This is a genomic window from Tatumella citrea, assembly GCF_002163585.1.
GTDB classification, from domain to species: domain Bacteria; phylum Pseudomonadota; class Gammaproteobacteria; order Enterobacterales; family Enterobacteriaceae; genus Tatumella; species Tatumella citrea.
In genome coordinates, this window is record NZ_CP015579.1 from 2,749,079 (window position 1) to 2,768,689 (window position 19,611).

The 19,611-nt window shown below is 47.6% G+C and carries 13 protein-coding genes; 4 read left to right on the forward strand and 9 right to left on the reverse strand.

What is annotated here, in order from left to right:
• Nucleotides 1–81 precede the first annotated feature (81 nt).
• From A7K98_RS13240 to A7K98_RS13255, 4 genes are all read left to right on the forward strand, one after another.
• Nucleotides 82–1,443, forward strand: coding sequence for a PTS transporter subunit EIIC (locus tag A7K98_RS13240; RefSeq protein ID WP_087490507.1), 1,362 nt, complete (start codon nt 82–84; stop codon nt 1,441–1,443).
• Entirely contained in the window at nt 1,436–2,893 is a 1,458-nt protein-coding gene (locus A7K98_RS13245; protein WP_087488990.1) for a glycoside hydrolase family 1 protein, read from the forward strand. The genes A7K98_RS13240 and A7K98_RS13245 overlap by 8 nt, the downstream gene beginning before the upstream one ends.
• A 177-nt stretch (nt 2,894–3,070) precedes the next feature.
• On the forward strand, nt 3,071–3,856 hold the full coding sequence (locus A7K98_RS13250) for an ABC transporter substrate-binding protein (protein ID WP_087488991.1): 786 nt from the start codon (nt 3,071–3,073) through the stop codon (nt 3,854–3,856).
• 105 nt (nt 3,857–3,961) lie between these two features.
• Entirely contained in the window at nt 3,962–5,080 is a 1,119-nt protein-coding gene (locus A7K98_RS13255; RefSeq protein ID WP_087488992.1) for a M14 family zinc carboxypeptidase, read from the forward strand.
• Between the two features lie 87 nt (nt 5,081–5,167).
• Here the strand turns inward: A7K98_RS13255 and gndA are convergent, their stop codons facing one another.
• The 9 genes from gndA to A7K98_RS13300 form a co-directional block, all read right to left on the reverse strand.
• Entirely contained in the window at nt 5,168–6,574 is a 1,407-nt protein-coding gene (gene gndA, locus A7K98_RS13260; protein WP_087488993.1) for an NADP-dependent phosphogluconate dehydrogenase, read from the reverse strand.
• Between the two features lie 359 nt (nt 6,575–6,933).
• The gene (locus A7K98_RS13265) at nt 6,934–8,061 is read right to left on the reverse strand and encodes a glycosyltransferase family 4 protein (protein ID WP_087488994.1); all 1,128 of its coding nucleotides are present in this window, start codon (nt 8,059–8,061) and stop codon (nt 6,934–6,936) included.
• A 9-nt stretch (nt 8,062–8,070) separates the two neighbouring features.
• Nucleotides 8,071–9,216 (reverse strand): glycosyltransferase family 4 protein, encoded by a 1,146-nt coding sequence (locus A7K98_RS13270; protein ID WP_087488995.1) that lies wholly within the window; start codon nt 9,214–9,216, stop codon nt 8,071–8,073.
• Nucleotides 9,217–9,270: 54 nt separating this feature from the next.
• The gene (locus tag A7K98_RS13275; protein ID WP_087490508.1) at nt 9,271–11,787 is read right to left on the reverse strand and encodes a glycosyltransferase family 4 protein; all 2,517 of its coding nucleotides are present in this window, start codon (nt 11,785–11,787) and stop codon (nt 9,271–9,273) included.
• A 10-nt stretch (nt 11,788–11,797) separates the two neighbouring features.
• The gene (locus A7K98_RS13280; protein WP_087488996.1) at nt 11,798–13,864 is read right to left on the reverse strand and encodes a methyltransferase domain-containing protein; all 2,067 of its coding nucleotides are present in this window, start codon (nt 13,862–13,864) and stop codon (nt 11,798–11,800) included.
• 20 nt (nt 13,865–13,884) lie between these two features.
• Nucleotides 13,885–15,171 carry an ABC transporter ATP-binding protein gene (locus tag A7K98_RS13285; protein WP_087488997.1) on the reverse strand — a complete coding sequence of 429 codons (1,287 nt, stop codon included), beginning with the start codon at nt 15,169–15,171 and terminating at the stop codon, nt 13,885–13,887.
• 2 nt (nt 15,172–15,173) lie between these two features.
• A complete protein-coding gene (locus A7K98_RS13290; RefSeq protein ID WP_087488998.1) occupies nt 15,174–15,959 on the reverse strand; it encodes an ABC transporter permease in 786 nt (261 codons plus the stop codon).
• A gap of 5 nt (nt 15,960–15,964) precedes the next feature.
• Entirely contained in the window at nt 15,965–17,350 is a 1,386-nt protein-coding gene (locus A7K98_RS13295; RefSeq protein WP_087488999.1) for a phosphohexomutase domain-containing protein, read from the reverse strand.
• Nucleotides 17,350–18,777 (reverse strand): mannose-1-phosphate guanylyltransferase/mannose-6-phosphate isomerase, encoded by a 1,428-nt coding sequence (locus A7K98_RS13300; RefSeq protein WP_087489000.1) that lies wholly within the window; start codon nt 18,775–18,777, stop codon nt 17,350–17,352. Before A7K98_RS13300 ends, A7K98_RS13295 begins: the two co-directional genes overlap by 1 nt.
• Nucleotides 18,778–19,611: the final 834 nt, after the last annotated feature.

A 19,611-nucleotide genomic window follows, 5' to 3' on the forward strand; every position in this document is an offset into this window, starting at 1 on the left:
TCTGAAAATGAATTCTTTTGCCAGTGTGTTGACGATGTTTTAGCGTGACGCTACCCGCTACGCTTAACAAAGGAATGTCAGATGTCTGCTAATTCACTGGCAAAGCATATACTCACCGGCGTGGGAGGTGCTGGTAATATTCTCAACCTTACCCACTGTGCCACAAGGCTGAGGCTACGTCTGGCTTGTCAGGATAAATGTAATGATCATGCGTTAAAAAATACGCAAGGTGTTCTGGGGACTGTGACTATCAGTGGCCAGTATCAGATTATTATCGGCCATCAGGTCGCAGCGGTTTACCGGGCATTGCAGCAACAATGTCAGGCGGTATCCCCGACAAACCAGCAACCGGAAACTCCGTCACCGGACAGGACGTCTGTGTTTGATATTATTTCCGGCAGCTTTCTGCCACTTCTTGGGCTGATGGCTGCCGGAGGAATGCTGAAGGTTATCCTGACGGTGACAGAACGAATAAGCCCCACTCTGGCTGCCGGTCACAGCTGTCAGGTACTTGCCGCCATTGCCAACTGTCCGTTTTACTTTCTGCCAGCGCTGCTGGGATGTTCAGTAGCCAAAAGACTGGGAGCCAATCCGTTCAGCGGTCTGATTATTGGCGCGGCCTTACTGGACCCGTCACTTTGCAGCATTGTTGCTCTGCCGGGCAGTTCATTTGCCACCCTCCCGCTGGTATCCGCAAATTATGCTGGTAGCGTATTTCCGGTATTTATTGCCGTTACCGCGTGTTACTGGCTGGAAAAGCTGCTGTTACGGATAATTCCCCTGTATCTGCAACTGGTGCTGGTACCCATGTTTTCACTGGTGGTGATTATTCCGGCTACCTTACTGCTGTTCGGGCCATTCGGTATCGCTCTGGGTGAGTGGCTGGCAATGGCTGTCAGCTTGCTACAAAACAGCAGCGGTCTGCTGTGCGGATTGATTTTAGGGGCTGGCTATACATTTATTGTTTTGATGGGGCTGCACTGGGGACTGGTGCCCGTGATACTCGCCAATCTTGCCCGGGGAGGAGACCCTGTGTATGCCATTGGCGGCATGGCTGCATTTGCCCAAATGGGGGTGGCTTTAGGCGTTTTACTCACCCGACCTCCGAAAGAATTACGGGTATTAATCAGCAGTGCGCTACTGCCTGCCATGATCAGTGGTGTCACCGAACCCATACTCTATGGTGTGATGCTGCCTTTTCGTCGCCTGTTTCTTTATGTTGCCATCGCTGCGGCGGTGGGCGGCGCCATTAATGGTTACTTCCGCGTACAAATGGTGGCTTATACCTTTGCCAGCCTGCCTGGCATTCCGGCCTTTACACCAATGGGACTCTATCTGGTTTCAGTACTGGCGACACTGGCCACTGCAGCCATATTAGTGATGATCTTCGGCTACCGGCAACCGGCCAAAAATACCGTTCAGGGAGAACAATTTCATGACTAATCTACCGCTATTTCCGGACAACTTTTTATGGGGAGGCGCTATTGCAGCCAACCAGGCTGAAGGAGCATGGCAGGAAGGCAAAAAAGGCTGGAGCGTGGCGGATATTAACCGTTTCTCTCCTGAAGGAGACATCCGTGCTCTGTCAAACAAGGAAATGGACAGCACCACTATCCTTCAACTGATGGCAGATTCCGACAGTCTGTTTCCTAAAAGGAATGCTATTGATTTTTATCATCACTATCAGCAGGATCTGAAGTTGATGGCAAAACTGGGTATGAAAACGTTCAGAACCTCGATCAGCTGGTCCAGAGTCTTCCCACGTGGCGATGAAGAAGAACCCAATGCAGAAGCTCTGGCATGGTATGACCGGCTGATCAACGCCATCTGTGATTGCGGAATGCAGCCAATGATCACCCTGTCTCATTACGAAATGCCACTCACGCTGGCGCTTGAATATAACGGCTGGTCTGACCGGCGGTTAGTCGATCTTTTTTGCCGTTTTGCCAGAGTCTGCCTGGAAAGGTATAACCATCAGGTTCGATATTGGATTCCGGTCAATCAAATAAATCTGATCCGCTATGAATCATTTAACCATTTAGGCATTCCCGCAGACCGTGTTGCCAATCTTCGACAGGCAAAATATCAGGCAGTACACCATGAAATGGTAGCTTCGGCGAAGATTAAGCAGTTTGCCCTGCATCTGAATCCGGATTTACAGATTGGTATGATGCTGTATTGTGATTATGCCTATCCGGCGACCACCGACCCACGGGATGTGCTGGCAGCACAACAACGTAATCAGATGGAATATTACTTTGCCGATGTCTTGCTAAGGGGCTGCTATCCTGGCTATGCCATGCGTTATTTTTCTGACCACGATATCAGACTGACCATTACCGGACAGGACCGTGAAGATTTGCAACATACTGCAGACTTTATGTCGTTTTCATATTACTACACCACCATCACCGATCGGCATCTTGCTGGTTCAGAAGGTAAAAATAGTCGAGCCAACCCGTTGCTAAATGAAAACCCCTGGGGCTGGGCGATTGACCCCGTCGGCTTACGGACGGTGTTAAATGAATACTGGGGCCGCTGGCAAAAACCCATCATGATTACCGAAAATGGGATTGGTTGTTTTGACAGGCTGATTGATGGCAGCATCAGGGATGATTACCGGATAGACTATCTGAGAGCTCATTTACAGGCATTACAGCAGGCCATCGCAGACGGTGTCCCTGTGCTGGGTTATTATTTATGGTCACCGATTGATATTGTCAGCTGTTCATCTTCGCAGATGGAAAAACGTTACGGGCTGATTTATGTCGATCTTGACGACTATGGTAACGGCAGCGGGCAACGTATTTGTAAGCAGAGCTATGACTGGTACCGGCAAGTGATTATCAGTAATGGCGCCACACTGTCACAGCTACCGGACATGACTGGATAAACAATGTCGCCGTGCTGTCCTGTCAGTACCGCGGAAATATGATAGATTAATGACTGGCAAGCTAAAAGCTGCCGGGGAGCATAAGTTAGCAGGCTCTTCGCGCAATGTCTGACAAGCTCCCGGCAACAGGGAGTGATTAGCAATTACATCATCAAAACTATCAGGATTTCACTTATTATGACGTTTACCAGAAAGCTTCGTTTGACTGTTTTAACCGCACTGCTGGCCGGTGCGCCGTTGCTCAGCCAGGCTGCTTTGACCCAGGTTCGCTTTGCTGTTGACCCGACGTATCCGCCGTTTGAGTCCAAGACTGACGACGGTAAGCTGGTTGGCTTCGATATCGACCTGGGCAATGCATTATGCCAGGCAATGAACGTCAAATGCGTCTGGGTGACAAACGAATTTGACGGCATGATCCCTGCCCTCAAAGCTCGTAAATTTGATGCGATTCTGTCAGATATGGGCGTAACCGCAGAACGTCTGAAACAAATCGACTTTACCGTTCCTGTTTACAACACGCCGGTGATGTTGGTCGCGCGTAAAGGCTCAGGTCTGCTACCTACCGCTGAGTCTCTGAAAGGAAAATCAGTCGGTGTTGAGCAGGGAACCATTCAGGAACGTTATGCCCGCGCTAAATGGCAGCCGTATGGCGTAAATATTGTCGCTTATAGCGATCAATCTCAGGTAGAAAATGACCTGGTTGCCGGCCGACTGGATGCAGAATTCACCGACGGCGCTCAGGCCGGGATCGGCTTCCTGAAACAGCCTGCCGGTAAAGACTTTGCTCTGACCGGACCTGCTGTACAGGACCCTATCATAGGCCCGGGAACCGCCATCGGCCTGCGTAAAGGGGATACCGAGCTGCTTAACGCTCTGAACAGTGCTTACGCTAAAATTAAAGCAGACGGTACTTTCGATAAACTGCAGAAAAAATATTTCACTACCGATATTTCAGTGAAGTAATCAGCTCCCTGCCGGAAAGAGTCTCTCTTTCCGGCATATCCTCCGGACTTACTAATCCACAACTTAGCTGTTTACTGGCAGGTTGTGCCTGCAGGACCACACCCCATGCAACACAAAAGTTACCCGATCCTGGGATCTGCCTTTGGTACTCAGCGACAGATTGACAGTTACGAATATGGCGATGATCACGCTCAGCAAATCTACATTCAGGCCGCATTGCATAGCGATGAGTTGCCGGGCGTTGCTGTTGCCTGGTATCTGAAACACATGCTTAGTGCACTGGAGAGCAGTGGACGGTTGCGCGCAAAGATAACTCTGGTCCCCATCGCGAATCCGATCGGTTTTTCCCAGCAGTTACAAGGCCAGCCACTGGGTCGGTTTGAGAGTAACAGCGGCCAGGATTTCAACCGCCAGTTTCCGGCGATTGGCCAGCAGTTAGCTGATCTGGCAGGCCCAAATCTTGGAACCGATGTAGCAGAAAACAAACGGGTCATTCGCCGTGCTATCGACAGTTATTTTGACCAGTATATTCCTGAAGGTGAGTTACAGTCACAGCGCGCTATCCTAATGCGTATGGCCTGTAAAGCCGACGTCATGATCGATATGCATTGCGACTGGGAAGCGGTATCACATCTGTATACCACTCCACAGGCATGGCCACAGATTTCCATACTGGGGCACTATCTCGGTTGTCGGACGGCGCTGATTGCCGATATTTCCGGCGGAGAACCGTTTGATGAAGCCTGTGCCGAACCCTGGTACACCCTCCATCGCCAGTTTGCTGAGCGCTTTCCACTGCCGGAACCGCTCAGGCCGGTGACTCTGGAGTTACGTGGTGCACGGGATGTCAGCCATGCTCAGGCTCGTGATGATGCGCAGGCCATTATCAACAGCCTGATCGCCTGGGAGTATATTGCAGGTGATGTTCCTGCCCTTCCGCCAGTGCCGGAACCGCAGGCAGCACCGCTGGCAGGTTGTGAGTATCTGACTGCTCCGCATGCCGGAGTTATTATCTATACCCGTGAACCAGGGGAGTGGATCCGTGCCGGTGAAGTGGTTGCCGAAATCCTCGACCCGGTCAGTGATCAACTGACGCCTCTGCTCGCTCAGCAGGACGGGTTACTGTATGCGCGCCACTGGGTTCGATTTGCCACTCCCGGGCTACTGGTGGTGAGACTGGCCGGAGGAGAAGCACTGCGCGAAGGCCCGTTACTGGTGCCCTGAGCAATGTGGGCAGCAAAAAAAAAGCCTGAAGGAATCTTCAGGCTTTTTTGATGGCAACCCTGAGAGTTGCCGGTATGGTTTAAAAAATTAATCTAACCACTCAGTGTGGAACACACCGTCTTTATCGATACGCTTATAAGTATGCGCACCAAAGTAGTCACGCTGAGCCTGGATCAGGTTGGCAGGCAGCACGGCTGAACGGTAGCTGTCATAGTAAGCAATCGCAGCTGAGAATGTCGGAGTAGGAATACCATTCTGTACAGCATAGGCAACCACGTCACGCAGTGCCTGCTGGTATTCATCAGCGATATTCTTGAAGTACGGTGCTAACAGCAGGTTAGCGATGTTTGCATCTTCTGCATAAGCATCGGTAATTTTCTGCAGGAACTGAGCACGGATAATACAACCCGCACGGAAGATTTTCGCAATCTCACCATAATGCAGATCCCACTCATACTGTTCTGAAGCAGCACGCAACTGAGAGAAGCCCTGCGCGTAAGAAACGATTTTACCCAGGTACAGTGCACGACGTACTTTTTCAACGAAATCAGCTTTGTCACCAGCAACAGTTTTCGCAGCCGGACCAGACAGCACTTTAGAGGCTGCAACACGCTGAGTTTTCAGTGAGGACAGGTAACGGGCAAATACAGACTCGGTGATCAGTGATAATGGTTCACCCAGGTCCAGAGAACTCTGGCTGGTCCATTTACCGGTACCTTTGTTTGCTGCTTCATCAAGAATCACATCAACCAGGTAGTTACCCTCTTCGTCTTTCTTAGTGAAGATATCTTTGGTGATGTCGATCAGATAGCTGTTCAGCTCGCCAGTGTTCCACTCACTGAAAGTTTCAGCCAACTGTTCGTTGCTCAGGTTTAAAGCGCCTTTCAGCAGAGAATAAGCTTCAGCAATCAGCTGCATATCGCCATATTCGATACCGTTGTGCACCATTTTAACATAGTGACCGGCACCGTTTGGACCGATATAAGCCACACAAGGCTCACCTTCGGCACGTGCAGCAATTTTATCAAGAATTGGTGCTACCAGCTCATAAGCTTCTTTCTGGCCACCTGGCATGATTGAAGGACCTTTCAGAGCACCTTCTTCACCGCCGGAAACACCGGTACCAATGAAGTTAAAGCCCTGATCAGAAAGTTCTTTATTACGACGAATGGTATCTTTATAGAAGGTGTTACCGCCATCAATAAGAATATCGCCTTTATCCAGATGAGGAGTCAGAGAAGCGATAGTCTTATCAGTTGCTTCACCGGCCTGTACCATTAACAGGATACGGCGTGGCTTTTCCAGGGACTCAACAAACTCTTCGACACTGTAGTAAGGTGCGAGTTTTTTGCCCGGATTTTCAGCAATCACTTCATCAGTTTTTTCACGTGAACGGTTAAAAATAGACACAGTATAACCGCGGCTTTCGATATTCAGAGCCAGGTTACGACCCATAACTGCCATACCTACTACGCCGATCTGTTGCTTGGACATTATCTACTCCTGTCAGGGACCTACACTACGCAAGTTAATCATAATTATAATCATTAACAATGAATCTATAGTAACTCTTACTATGAGTAAAGAGGAGGCATAAATGCAACGCTTTTACTGCGGCAGGAAAATTAGCCGGTCTGAATCCGGCCTGACTGCCCGATAAATTACCATGGAGAGAACCGGCATAGCTGATTCTCTCTGGTTTCAGCCATGCAAAGCTCTCTGATACCCCTACCCGCTCCAGTATAGCGAAAGACGCTAAGCAGGGTGTAATGCATAGTTATGGAAGCGCACACAACGACAATTCACACTTACGCAACATTTACGAAACATCGCAAAAAATGATGATATCCCACCTAAACAACATTGTCTGATGGATTGCCGAGTAACCGCTGATAGTGGTCGATATAATGATCAATCATCTTTGTCGAAGTAAAATTCTCTGCAAACCGTTTGCCGGCATTTTCGCCATATTGCCTGGCCAGTTCAGGATTATCCCATAAGGTCTGCATCGCTTCTGCCAGCACTTTACTGTCTTCCGGTGCAATAACCAGTCCGGTTTCCTGATGGATGTTAATAAAGGACGTTCCTGTTCCTATTTCACAGGAAATCAACGGACGACCGAACTGAGCGCCTTCCAGCAGGCTGACACCAAAGGCTTCAGATCGCAGATGTGACGGGAATACAACGCCGTAACACAACTCATAAAGAATGTTTTTATCTTCATCGTTAACCATCCCGGCAAAGAAAATACTGCTGGCATTTAACGCGCTGGCCTGTTGTTCCAGGCCCTCTTTCATGGGACCACCTCCTGCAATTACCACTGGCAACCCCCTTCTGGCGGCGGCTTCCAGTAGAATATTCAGGCCTTTATAGTAGCGGAATGCCCCGACAAACAGAAAAAACGGGCCGCCAATTTTCTGACGCCAGTATTCCCGACGCTCCCTGTTTGCAGAAATTCGCGCCGGTTTTAAGCCAAAGGGAATAACGCTGGTTTTATCTTTGAACCGCTGCAATATTGCACTGGTTGCCAGATAATTGGGAGATGAAGCAATAATACTATCCACGCTTTTCAAAAACTGGTTCTGAACCGGCAGATAAAGCCGCAGTAAATTCTTTTGTTTAATGATATCAGAGTGATAGGTAACAACCGTTTTTGCATCGGGCCGGCCAGTCAGATGCATGACATCCATAAACGGAAAAGGAAAATGATAATTTATAATATCGTAATCATTTTTGATTTTGTTAAATTCAGCAAGCGCCTGCAAAGAAAACGGCGTCGAAGCAATTTCTAATCCGGTTTTATTATAAATAACCGGATGATCATCCCACATTCTCCGACCAGCAGAAGTCAGTTGGCTAAAGGTGAACACCTCTGATTCAATACCTCTTTGCACGCATCCGTGACAAAGCTGATAAATCACCTGTTCAATGCCACCATATGAGTCCGGGTAGTAGGTTTTATAAACATGTAAAATTCTCAACTTCCCCCCTCAGAGCAACTGATAAGCATCGATAGTCTGTTCAGTACAGCGTTGCCAGGAAAAAGTCCTGGCGCGGGCCAAACCGGCACTGATAGCCTCTTCCCGCCATTCTGTATCCATAAAACTACGTTGGATAAGCTGACTTAACATCACCACATCCTGTGGGTCGGCCATCAGCGCAGCGTTACCGACCACTTCTGGTAGTGAAGTCGTCGAGGAAGTTACGACCGGAGTACCACAAGACATCGCCTCCAACACCGGCAAGCCAAAACCTTCATAGAAAGAGGGATAAATAAACGTTGCTGCGGCTGAATAAAGAAACGGTAAATCCTGTTCCGGAACATAGCCTAAATAATGAATCCATCCTTCGCGGGTTCCTTTATCTACCAGTTGCCAGACATCAGTATCTTCCCAGCCCCGGTAACCACTGAAAATCATCGGATACTGTTTACGGAGTTCTGCCGGTAAACGCTCGTAGGCCTGTAAAATCCCTTTGATATTCTTTCGTGGTTCCATCGTCCCGATATACAAACCATAGCGCCGCCAGCGTAACTGATATTTAGTTAATACCGGCTGACACTCCGCTTCGGAACGGGGGTAATAGTCCTGATTGCAGGCCAGAGGTGTCACAATGATTCTGTCACCCGGATAGCCACAGGTTTTGATAATTTCATCACGAGAGAAATCCGAGACTGTCAGTAATAAGCTGGCAGACTTCAGGCTGTCATTCAGAGACTTCTCCATAAATCTCACCCGGTCTTTAGGATGAAACTCCGGACAGGTGAAAATAGAAATGTCATGGAAAGTCGCAACGCTTCGCCCGATGTTATGCGGCAGATAAAAGTTGGGGCCATGATAGACGTCATCTTCAGTATTGCGCAGCGCCCTCGCCTGTCTCCTTGGATGCAGGTACCGGTAGGCTTCAATGGCCAGCGGATTACTACGTGCCCATGCCACCAGCGGCCGGTGACGAGACGATTTATTGTCCTGCCTTGGGGAGATTTCAGGCAAATCACTGATAAAACGAGTGCCATGAAAATAGCGTATGCTCTCAATCCTGGGCGAGCGTCGCAAACGTGTTGCCAGCTCCCAGGCATAACGACCGATGCCTGTCAGCGGGTATTTTATCGATTCTGTAGAGAATATTATTTTCATAAATATGATAAGCCTTATTGCCCACCGGGCAATAAGGCGGTCCCTCTGGCGTTATCAGGAGCTTTCCTGGCGGACAAGCGGCAGATTTTCGAGCAAAAATTCGGCACTTTGCTTCCATGTCAGCCAGTGCATATTCTCTGATTTGGGGTGTTCCCCTTTCTCAAACGCAATCAGCCACATTTCCAGTGCCTGCTTTAACTCAGCAGCCGACTCTCCTGAAAAATAACAGGCATGTTCCCCGGCTATCTCGCGGAAAACCGGAATGTCGCGGATAATGACAGGGAGTTTCTGTTGTGCCGCTTCAATCAATGGCAAACCAAAACCTTCCCCCAGTGATGCGAAGATCAATGCACTGGAGTGATGATAGAGTTCTGAGAGAAACTCATCACTGATATCATGCAACCAGAAAAGTTGTTTACCCAGACGGGGGTGACGACGCATCCGTTCACTCAACTCCTCAACATTCCAGCCCTGCTTACCTACGATAAACAAATTATAATTTTTTCCCTCAGACCACAGAGATTCAAAGGCGGCCAGTACCTGGGCATGACCTTTACGTGGTTCAAGAGTTCCGACCATCATAAATGAGGGCTGCTCCGCCATTTTGCCAAGCAACTCCCCGGAATCTGCGGGCATTCCAAGGCTGGGTACGCTGGATTCAATATCTGCGCCAAGGTGGAAATTGCTGATTCTGAGTAACAGATTCGGCTTCAGCCATTCCGCATTCTCGGTGACCCACAACCGGACATCATCTGCCACACTGGCCGATACGCAAATCAACCGGTCAGCATGGGCAACCAGCGAAGATAACCAGACCGGAAACTCCCGTTGAACGCCTTCAATACTCCATTCAGGTCGTCTGAGTGGCAGAATGTCATGCACCACAAAACAGGCCGAGGCTCCGGCTTTACGTATTTTGTCAATCTGTGCGTTAATTTCAGGGAACAGATGTGCGGTTAAATCGGTCGCCAGCAGGATATCGCCTTTGGTGAAAAGTACCGGGGTATCCTCGCCGCGGCTGCCGCCAAAATGTGTGTCCAGGTAATGGTTGGCGTAGCGATAGCATTCTCCGGGCGTGTAATAGACCGCGCTTACGTTATAACCTTCCACTCCGGCCCTGAGTAACTCATTCAGAATGCTACGGGACACCCGCTGGATTCCTGTTTTAGCATCGTGTTTCGCCAGTACAGAGATATCAACCAGCAGTTTACGTTGATGGTTTTTGAAATTATTGCCTGCCACTGCCCAGGCCAGAACCAGATAATCTGCTTCTGAAAGCCCTGCGGTTTGTTGCAAGGTGTGAAAGCGGTTATCAGCAACAGCTTCGTAAGTCAGAGGCTGTGGATGTGAAACATCCGTCAGTCGTGAAAAACCTTCCAGCGCTCGTCTGGCAGTATTGTCCCAGGAAAATTTTGCTGCCTGAGTCACTGCATGTTGTTTCAGCTCAGCGAAAAATGTTTTATCGGTCAGAGCCCGTTGCATTACACGACAAATTTCTTCCGTATTACGTGGATCGAACATGGCTTCATTCCAGCCGACCACTTCAGGCAGACTGGTAGCGTTCGAGCACAGAGTTGCGGCACCGCAACGCATCGCTTCCAGTGGCGGGAGGCCAAAACCTTCATGTAATGAGGGAAAAACAAACAGGGTGCACAGGTTATAAAGAGCAATCAGGTCTTTATCGCTAAGGAAGCCGGTAAAGATCATCTGTGATCGCGATAAACCATAACTCTCTGCCAACACCAGAATTCGTTCAAGATCTTCAGGGCTGACTTTATACGCCAGAACCAGAGGATACTGTTGCTGCAGATCTTTAGGCAACTGACTGTAGGCGTGGATCAAAGCTTCAACATTCTTACGCGGCTCAATCATAGCCAGGGTAAGAATGTATTTGTCCGGCAGGCCGAATTTATTTTTCAGTTCGGCAATATCGGCCTCTGAATAATGATTGACGGAGAATTCTTCCCCAACTGCTGAAGATATATTGACGATTTTTTCCCGCGGAATCGCAGTATATTCAACAATTTCGTTAGCTGCAGATTCTGAAATGGCAAAAATAGCATCAGAGCGCTGATAGGCCTCCAGCTTGCCCATATAGAATTCCCGGAAATTGGGATCGCCAAGATAACGCTCTTTATTCAGCAGCGGGATCAGATCATGGCAGACGCAGACTGTTTTCCAGGGTACCGCATCGTCAGGAACCGACACGGTATAGTTATCACCGTGCCCTTCAAAGAAACTGATCACATAGACAATGTCAGGCGAGATATTGGCTATCGCGATATCTCTTGCTGCTTCAGCAGCCTTCCCACGGGGATGATTATCAATATTACAGTAGGCCGTAGGTGTTGCTGCAGAAAAAACAAACATCTCTTCTTCTGGCAGGATATCCAGATACGCCTGTCTGACGCTATTAATACTGTCCACCGGATACATACCATTGATCAGAATGCTGACGCGGTGATCACCGGCATTTTTAATAATGGCACGACTCATTGCCAGGGTACTGCGGCCAATTCCGCGGAATTTACTTTCCGACTGATATCCCTGTACGTCGATCAAAATATGCAAGGCCATCCCCTTATTTTCTTTTTGTTAACCTGAGAAAAAGATCATTAACTTCCGATGGCAACAAATCGGGGTTTGCAATCTGCTTTTCTGTTTCTGACAGGCTTTGCGATTCAGACTGGATATTGGCCTGATGCAACGGATTCATGCGCTGATAAAGCTTAAAGGCTTTGTGATACAAGCCGGTTTTATACAGCAGTTTGACTACCTGTTGTTTGAGAGCCGGATGGCGCCTGAAAAAACGAATCGCCAGCCTGAGCACTCTTTTTGCCAGATGTCTGCAACGCTGTTTCACACCGTATTGTTTTAACAAAATCACCTGCAGTCCTGCATAACGATAAGGACGCGTCAGTTTCCAGGAGCGACTGCGATGAATTTTCTCAATCTCCTGCTGCAACTGCTGATTTTCCTGCTGGTAACGGCTCAGTTCTCGTCGGGTTTGCTCAAGTTGCTGTAATAAATCCGCGACATCTTCGGGGACCTCAACAACTACCGGTTCAACGGTCGCTTCTGCAGCGTGCTGCATTGCCAGGGTTTGCTCCGCCAGCTGATTATGCTGCAAAGTTAAATCATCAAATGCCGCTTCGAGCCGGGTTAAACGCAGTTGCTGCTGTTCTGTATTCTGTTCCGTCAAATGCCTGATTTTGGTCTGCATTTCCAGCAGTACTGTTTCCTGAGCAGTGACCCATAAATCCGTGGCTGTCAGGCTGTTGTCAGGAGCAGGCAGAGTGTGTTTGCGGTCAAACAGCTGCTTCAGCAGTTGATAAGACCATTGATCCACCGGATGTTGCCAGAAGGCGTACAACCAGCCAGACCAGGGGGAACTTAACCGGAATGGATGTGCCGGCGCTGAACGCCAGAAGCCCTGAAAATTACCGTCCAGACCGAAAATTTCATTCACAAATATAAAAAATGACTGGAACAAATTGTCCGGCCAACTGCAATCCTTACGGACAGAACTTATTGAGCCAAAATCAATTAATCTGGCCTGACCGTGCTCGTCCATCAGAATATTCCAGGTCCTGATATCATCATGATACAGGTGCTCTTTTTCCAGATTAGCCAACTGTTCTAATACATCTGAAAGTAGTTTTTCAGCATCCACCGGCTGTCCGTCAGCCAGCAGGTCACTGAGCAGGCGGCCTGGTAATTTCTCCATCACCAACCAGCTGGTGTCGTCATCATGGCCATGAGCCAGCAACTCAGGAACCGGGAATCCTGCAGGAGGCTGTGAAAGGAAAGCCGCTTCATCGGCAATCTCTTTACTGTTGCGCTCACGCTCATCAATAGTTAATTCATTTTCTGCCGAACCATGAGCAAACAGCTTGCAAATAAAATCGTCACCGGAATAATAACGACGGCTCTTTTTATGAGCCAGGCCCGCCCCACGATAGGGTTGATCAGACCAGTCACTGAATTGCCGGCAGAAATCAGGCAACATGATCCAGTGATTGCTGACCAGGTACATTGGACGGTAAATATCAGATAAGTGAGTGTTAAAACTGCCTGTCCGATAAAAGAAAGCACAGCTATCGATGAGTTCCCGGGGATCGGCTGGCTGGGAAACACCCCAGTAAAGCGGTTCCTCTTGCAGTGCCAGTTCGAGAATCACAATCTGCGTGCAGTCTGCCAGATGAGATAACCATGCTTTGACCTGCTGAATGCCGTGAAGATGAACAATGTGGTGGAACACACTTAAACCAATCACCAGATCGAACTGATCTTTTTCCAGGCCACTGACAATATCTTCAACCCTGCCGGTCTCGAAACTGATATCAAATTCCGGATTTTCCGCGGCCAGCGCCTGACATAAATCGATATTTTGCTGTTGAAAATCAATCCCTTTTACCGTTGCACCGAACCCTGCCAGACTTAAGCTGAAAAAGCCCTGGGCACATCCTAAGTCCAGTACCCGCAATGGTCTGCCTAATGCTGCGGATAATTGATCGTAGTGCTGCTTAATAAGCCCCAGACGTTCATTGCAGTCACGGGCGGCATCAGAATTCCATTGCGAATGCCCAAAAATTGTCTGATAAATTTCGGGAAGCTCAGATACCAATTGTTCAATATTTTTATTCATAGCGCTGGGTCATCTCAGGTTCATTGGTAACTTTTAAAGCCGGATTTAAGATCGACCACACCCCAAAAATCCATGTTTTTTGCAACATGTAAAATCACGGAGTCATAGCGACGATCAAGAGGCGTGAGTTCAGTCTCGGGCCTGCCAGCAGAAATGCCAAACGACAGCAGATAGTCACCACTGTTTAAATTCATCGGGAAGCTAAACTGAAAAACTCTGATATCCCCACGGGATACCACAATATTTTCCCGGCCTTCTGACGCCAGAAAGGAGTTGGTTCCATAAAGGAACAAGCCTTCCAGAGTCTTCAGCAGAATGCCGGGAACCACAGAATCGAAGTCATATTCAAACAAGACTTTTATCTGAAAATCGACCTTCTCATTACCTGTCAGGGAGGAGGGGTAATTTTGCTGCTGACTGACAATATTATAGTCAATAATTTTGGCGCCACCCTGCCCCCAGCGATACTCTTCCGGCCGGTAGCCAGGCCGGGTATGGTAGATATCCCGGGCATCGGACAACGACAGAACACTGTCTGTCTTTCCGGATGGCTGCTCAACCGGCAACTGTGATGTCTCATTTTTACCAAATAATTCATCCAGATAATGGTTGGTGACATCCCGGGCTGTTCCGTCCAGATGAATATTGCCATTTTTCAGAAAAATAGCGCGATCGCAGTGCTTTACAATATCGCCGGCACTGTGTGAGACCAGTAACAGCGTGGTGCCCTGCTGTTTAAACTGCGCAATTCTGGCATAGCATTTTGCCTGAAAACGGGAATCACCAACCGACAAAGCCTCATCAACAATCAGAATGTCAGGGCGCGAAGCGGTAGCCACAGCAAAGGCCAGCCGCATTTGCATCCCGCTTGAATAGATGCGTACCGGTTGTTCAATGTAATCACCAATATCCGCAAAAGCTTCGATCTCTGGCATCAGCCGATCGATCTCTTCACGGCTCAGGCCCATCATCAAACCGGACATATGAACGTTCTGCCGTCCGGTGAAATCCGGATGGAACCCCATCCCAAGTTCGAGAAGTGCTGCCACACGGCCATCGGTTTCTATCGAACCACGGGTCGGTTGGGTAGTACCCGTGAGCAATTTCAGTAAGGTGCTTTTACCGGCTCCGTTAACCCCAACCACACCTACCGCTTCCCCCGGCTGAATGGTAAAACTGATGTCATTCAACACCCATTTTTTTTCATGCCGGGCTTTGCTACCAGGTAATAACTTTTCCAGTACACGGTTCCATTTTGACGAATAGTATTTGTATGCCTTGCCGACATTCTGAACTCTGATAGTCATAATCAAATCTCGTCTACAATATCGGCAGAATGCTTTTTAAACAGGCGCCATGCAAAGAAAAACAGTACCAGTGCAATCAGTGTAACGGGCAGTAAGGAAACCCAGTCAGGTGACTGGTGATAAAGCATGATTTTCTGATATGCACCGATGATGGTTGCCATCGGATTCCACACCAGTAAATGGGTAACCCATTCAGGGAGAGTTTTAGCAATATAGACGATAGGGGTAAACCAGAACCAGAATTGCAGCAGGATGTTCACGAATTGCCCGACATCACGGACAAATACGTTCAGCACCCCGAGAATAATCCCTAGCCCCACCGTAAAAATCGTCTGAATTAACAGCACAGGGATAATGGCGAAGAACACCCATCCCGGAAAGTTTTTGGTCACAATCAGGAATAAAGTAAACAACCCGAAAATAATCAAAAAATTGATAAATGCTGAAATGGTAATAATAATTGGCAGACAGATTCTCGGAAAGCTGAGTTTTTTCAGGATATTGGCATTTGTCAGGAACAGATTGACCAGGTTATTCAGTGTTTCTGTAAACAGCCCCCAGGTCAGTACTCCCGAACAGAGATAGATACTGTAAGCAAACGGAGTATCCATTCCTGATAACCGGGCCCGCATCAACTCTGAAAAAATCAGAGTATAAACCGCTATCATGGCGACCGGCTGAAGAATCAGCCAGGCTGCGCCGAGGAAGCTGGTCTGATAACGGGACTGGAAATCCCGTTTCACGCTGTCAGTAATAAAGCCGCGATAGCGATATATGGCAGCCAGCATTGTATTCAAGGGTGCTCCTCTCTCAACAACTTCAGTAACTCCGCTGTTTTTGTTTTCATTAACTCCGGATCCGATTTGGATTCGACATTTAATCTGACCACCGGTTCGGTATTCGAACTACGTAAATTAAACCGCCACTGTGGATATTCAACACTAATCCCATCGGTATAGTCTACCAGGGTGGCATCGGGAGCATACCGCTCCAGCACCCGGCTGATTGCCGCCTGTGCATCGGCCAGCGTACTGTTTATCTCACCTGAAGAAGGAAAAGCCTGCTGACGCGCACCGACTAAGTCATGAATCGATTTATTCTCAATATTCAGTAACTCAGCCACCAACAACCACGGAATCATGCCACTGTCGCAATAGGCAAAATCGCGGAAATAGTGATGAGCGCTCATTTCACCACCATAAATGGCATCTTCATTTCGCATAGCTTGTTTAATAAAAGCATGTCCGGTCTTAGACATTACCGGTGTACCACCACCCTCACGAACAATATCCAGCGTATTCCATGTCAGACGCGGGTCATGAATGATTTTTGCTCCGGGTGACTTTTTGAGGAATGAAGCTGCCAGCAATCCAACGATGTAGTAGCCTTCAATGAACTCACCCTGTTCATCAAAAATAAAGCAGCGATCGAAGTCTCCGTCAAAAGCAATCCCCAAATCTGCCTGGTGATGTCTCACGGCATCTGCGGTATCCTTCCGGCAATCGGGTAGCAGCGGATTAGGGATACCATGTGGAAAGGTTCCGTCAGGCTCATGGTGTACCTTAATAATACTAACCGGTAGCCGGGCTTCGAGAAATCGTTTTTCGATATCATCAATAACGTGCCCTGCAGAACCATTGCCCGAATTAATGACCAGCTTCAGTGGCCGGGTAAAGTTTTTAAGATCAACATAACCCAGCAAATGATCGGTATAGGCATCCGAAACTGATATTTTCTGGTAACTCCCGCGCCGCTGTTCATCGGCCGGTAAAAACTGGTTAAGCTCTGCCAGTCTACGGATTTCATTGAGTCCGTTCTCACCGCTTATAGGACGAGAGCCTTTACTCACCAGCTTCATTCCGTTGTAATTTATCGGATTATGGCTGGCAGTGATTTGAATTCCACCGTCTACCCCGAGATGGAAAGTGGCAAAATAGACTTCTTCTGTTCCACTTAAACCAATATCGAAGACATCGGTTCCGCCATCCCTCAAACCGCGCACCAGGGCTTGTTTAAGCCCTTCGCTACTCAGCCGGTTATCCCCTCCAACGACCACTGACTCAGGATGCAGAAACTCTGCGTAAGCCCTACCGATTCTGTACGCAACATCATCATTGAGCTGCTCACCCAGAACACCACGAATATCGTAGCTCTTGAAACACGATAATGGATTAGTCATCAGGGACGTCCTTTTTCCGAAGCAAATTGCTGTTTTATCTTAATAAAATCATCATCACCGAGGTAAGATCCTGACTGAATCTCCAGCAATTCGACAGGAATTTTGCCCGGATTTTCTAAGGTATGTTCGTGCCCAATGGGAATAAAAGTAGACTGGTTTTCAGTCAGAAGCAGAGTACGGTCTTGTATCGTGACTTTCGCCGTGCCTGATAAAATGACCCAGTGCTCCGTGCGATGAAAATGCATTTGTAAGTCGAAGCGTTCGCCCGGTTTAATAGTGATCCGGTTAACATTAAACCGCGGAGTATTGACCACCAGATCACAACGTCCCCAGGGCCAGTAAGTTTCGCGATGCCGGCGATACTCACTACGGCATTCTTGTTTAAGGTACTCAACCACCCGTTTAACGTCCTGAACCTGATCTTTATGCGCGACCAGCACCGCATCTTTGGTATTTACAATCACCAGGTTATCGACACCAATGGCAGCCACTAATTGATCTTCACTGTTGATATAACAATTGTGGGTGTTATACAGAAAAGTGTCCCCTTTCAGGGCATTTCCGGAGGCATCTTTAGCATTAACTTCCCATAACGCTGACCATGATCCGACATCACTCCAGCCAGCATCCAAAGGAACAACCACTGCCGAATCTGTTTTTTCCATTACGGCATAATCAACTGATTCATCGGGACATGCAGTAAACTCATGCTCATCAATGCTGATAAAATTATCACTGACTGAACTACCCACCATCGCTTTGCGGCAGGCTTCCAGGATATCGGGTCTGAACTTTTCCAGCTCCTGGAGATAACGGCTGGCCCTGAACATAAACATGCCACTGTTCCAGTAATAATCGCCGGAACTTAGGTATTGCTGCGCCGTGGCGAGATCAGGTTTTTCTACAAATCGTTGTACCGTGAAGGGGGCATCATGATTATCAGAAATCTTCAGGCCACGGTGGATATAACCATAGCCGGTTTCAGGACCCGTAGGTACGATACCGAAAGTGACCAGTTGCCCCTTTTCCGCATAGGAGGTAGCTGAGGCTATCGCCCGATGAAACACTTCGGTATTTTCGATGACGTGATCAGCGGCAAGCACCAGTAAAACGGGATCGTCATTGCGGCTCGTGGCATTAAGGGCAGCCAGAGCAATTGCCGGTGCAGTATTTCGGCCTGCAGGCTCCAGGATAATGTTATGCGATAGTTTTTTAATCTGACGTAGCTGCTCTGCTACCAGAAAACGATGTTCTTCGTTACAGATGACCAGAGGGTCAAGAGTGTCGGTACCTGACAGTCGTTGCAGGGTTTCCTGCAACATCGAAGAGTCACCATGCAAACTTAAAAATTGTTTGGGATATAACTCACGCGAAAGGGGCCATAAGCGGCTTCCGGTACCCCCGGCCATTATAACGGGAAGCAACATTTGTAAAACCTCTTTATTATTTTAGGCAATAAGCCACATTAAACAACAATGATTCAGGCACGCTACCGCCTTGAATGTACTCAATCTGATTCTGTATCTTTGGTTTTCAATACCATTAAGGTTTATTTAAGATATCAGACTGATAAATTTGTAAGTAAATTATAAATTTGATCTCTGAGTTCTGACATAGAAAGATTCTTAATTTTTAGTTCAGCAGTTGATAGATGTCAAAATTATTGCAAAGAAAACTCTGAATTTTGAAAACAAGCTAAAAACTCAATATTCCTTAAACAACAATGATTAATCATTTAGTTAAGCAGCATCACATAATCTGTAGCATGAGGAGACGAGTAATGTTTGTGTTTTTTTGACAGGTGGCAGTTAAAAAACAGATGAGATATGTATTTTTGTCAAAGTTCTGTAATTCTGAAACTGACTAAAACCCTCACTCTCCTTCAGAATAAAGGCTGATCCGGAGCGGGAGAGTATCACATAAAGAATAATAAACACTTTAATTTCATGTAGATAGAATATTTTATTGGATTAAGGTTTATTTAATCTTTCCCAAAACGGTCTAAATGAAGACAAACCTGATGAAAATACCATTACAAAACAACTAACTTGTTATTTTTTATTAAAATATTTAAACAACATTTTCTTACGTTCCTGACCCGATATCGGGTAAGAAAGATCATGATTTTCAATACAAAACCAGGCAGATAAAGAGGATTAATCAGATAAGATAATTAATAACGGGTGAAATTTTCACCTTTATCAGCAGGAAAAATAATCGGCCGGTGAAAAGAAACATAAATTCGGTTTATCTGTTTTCCT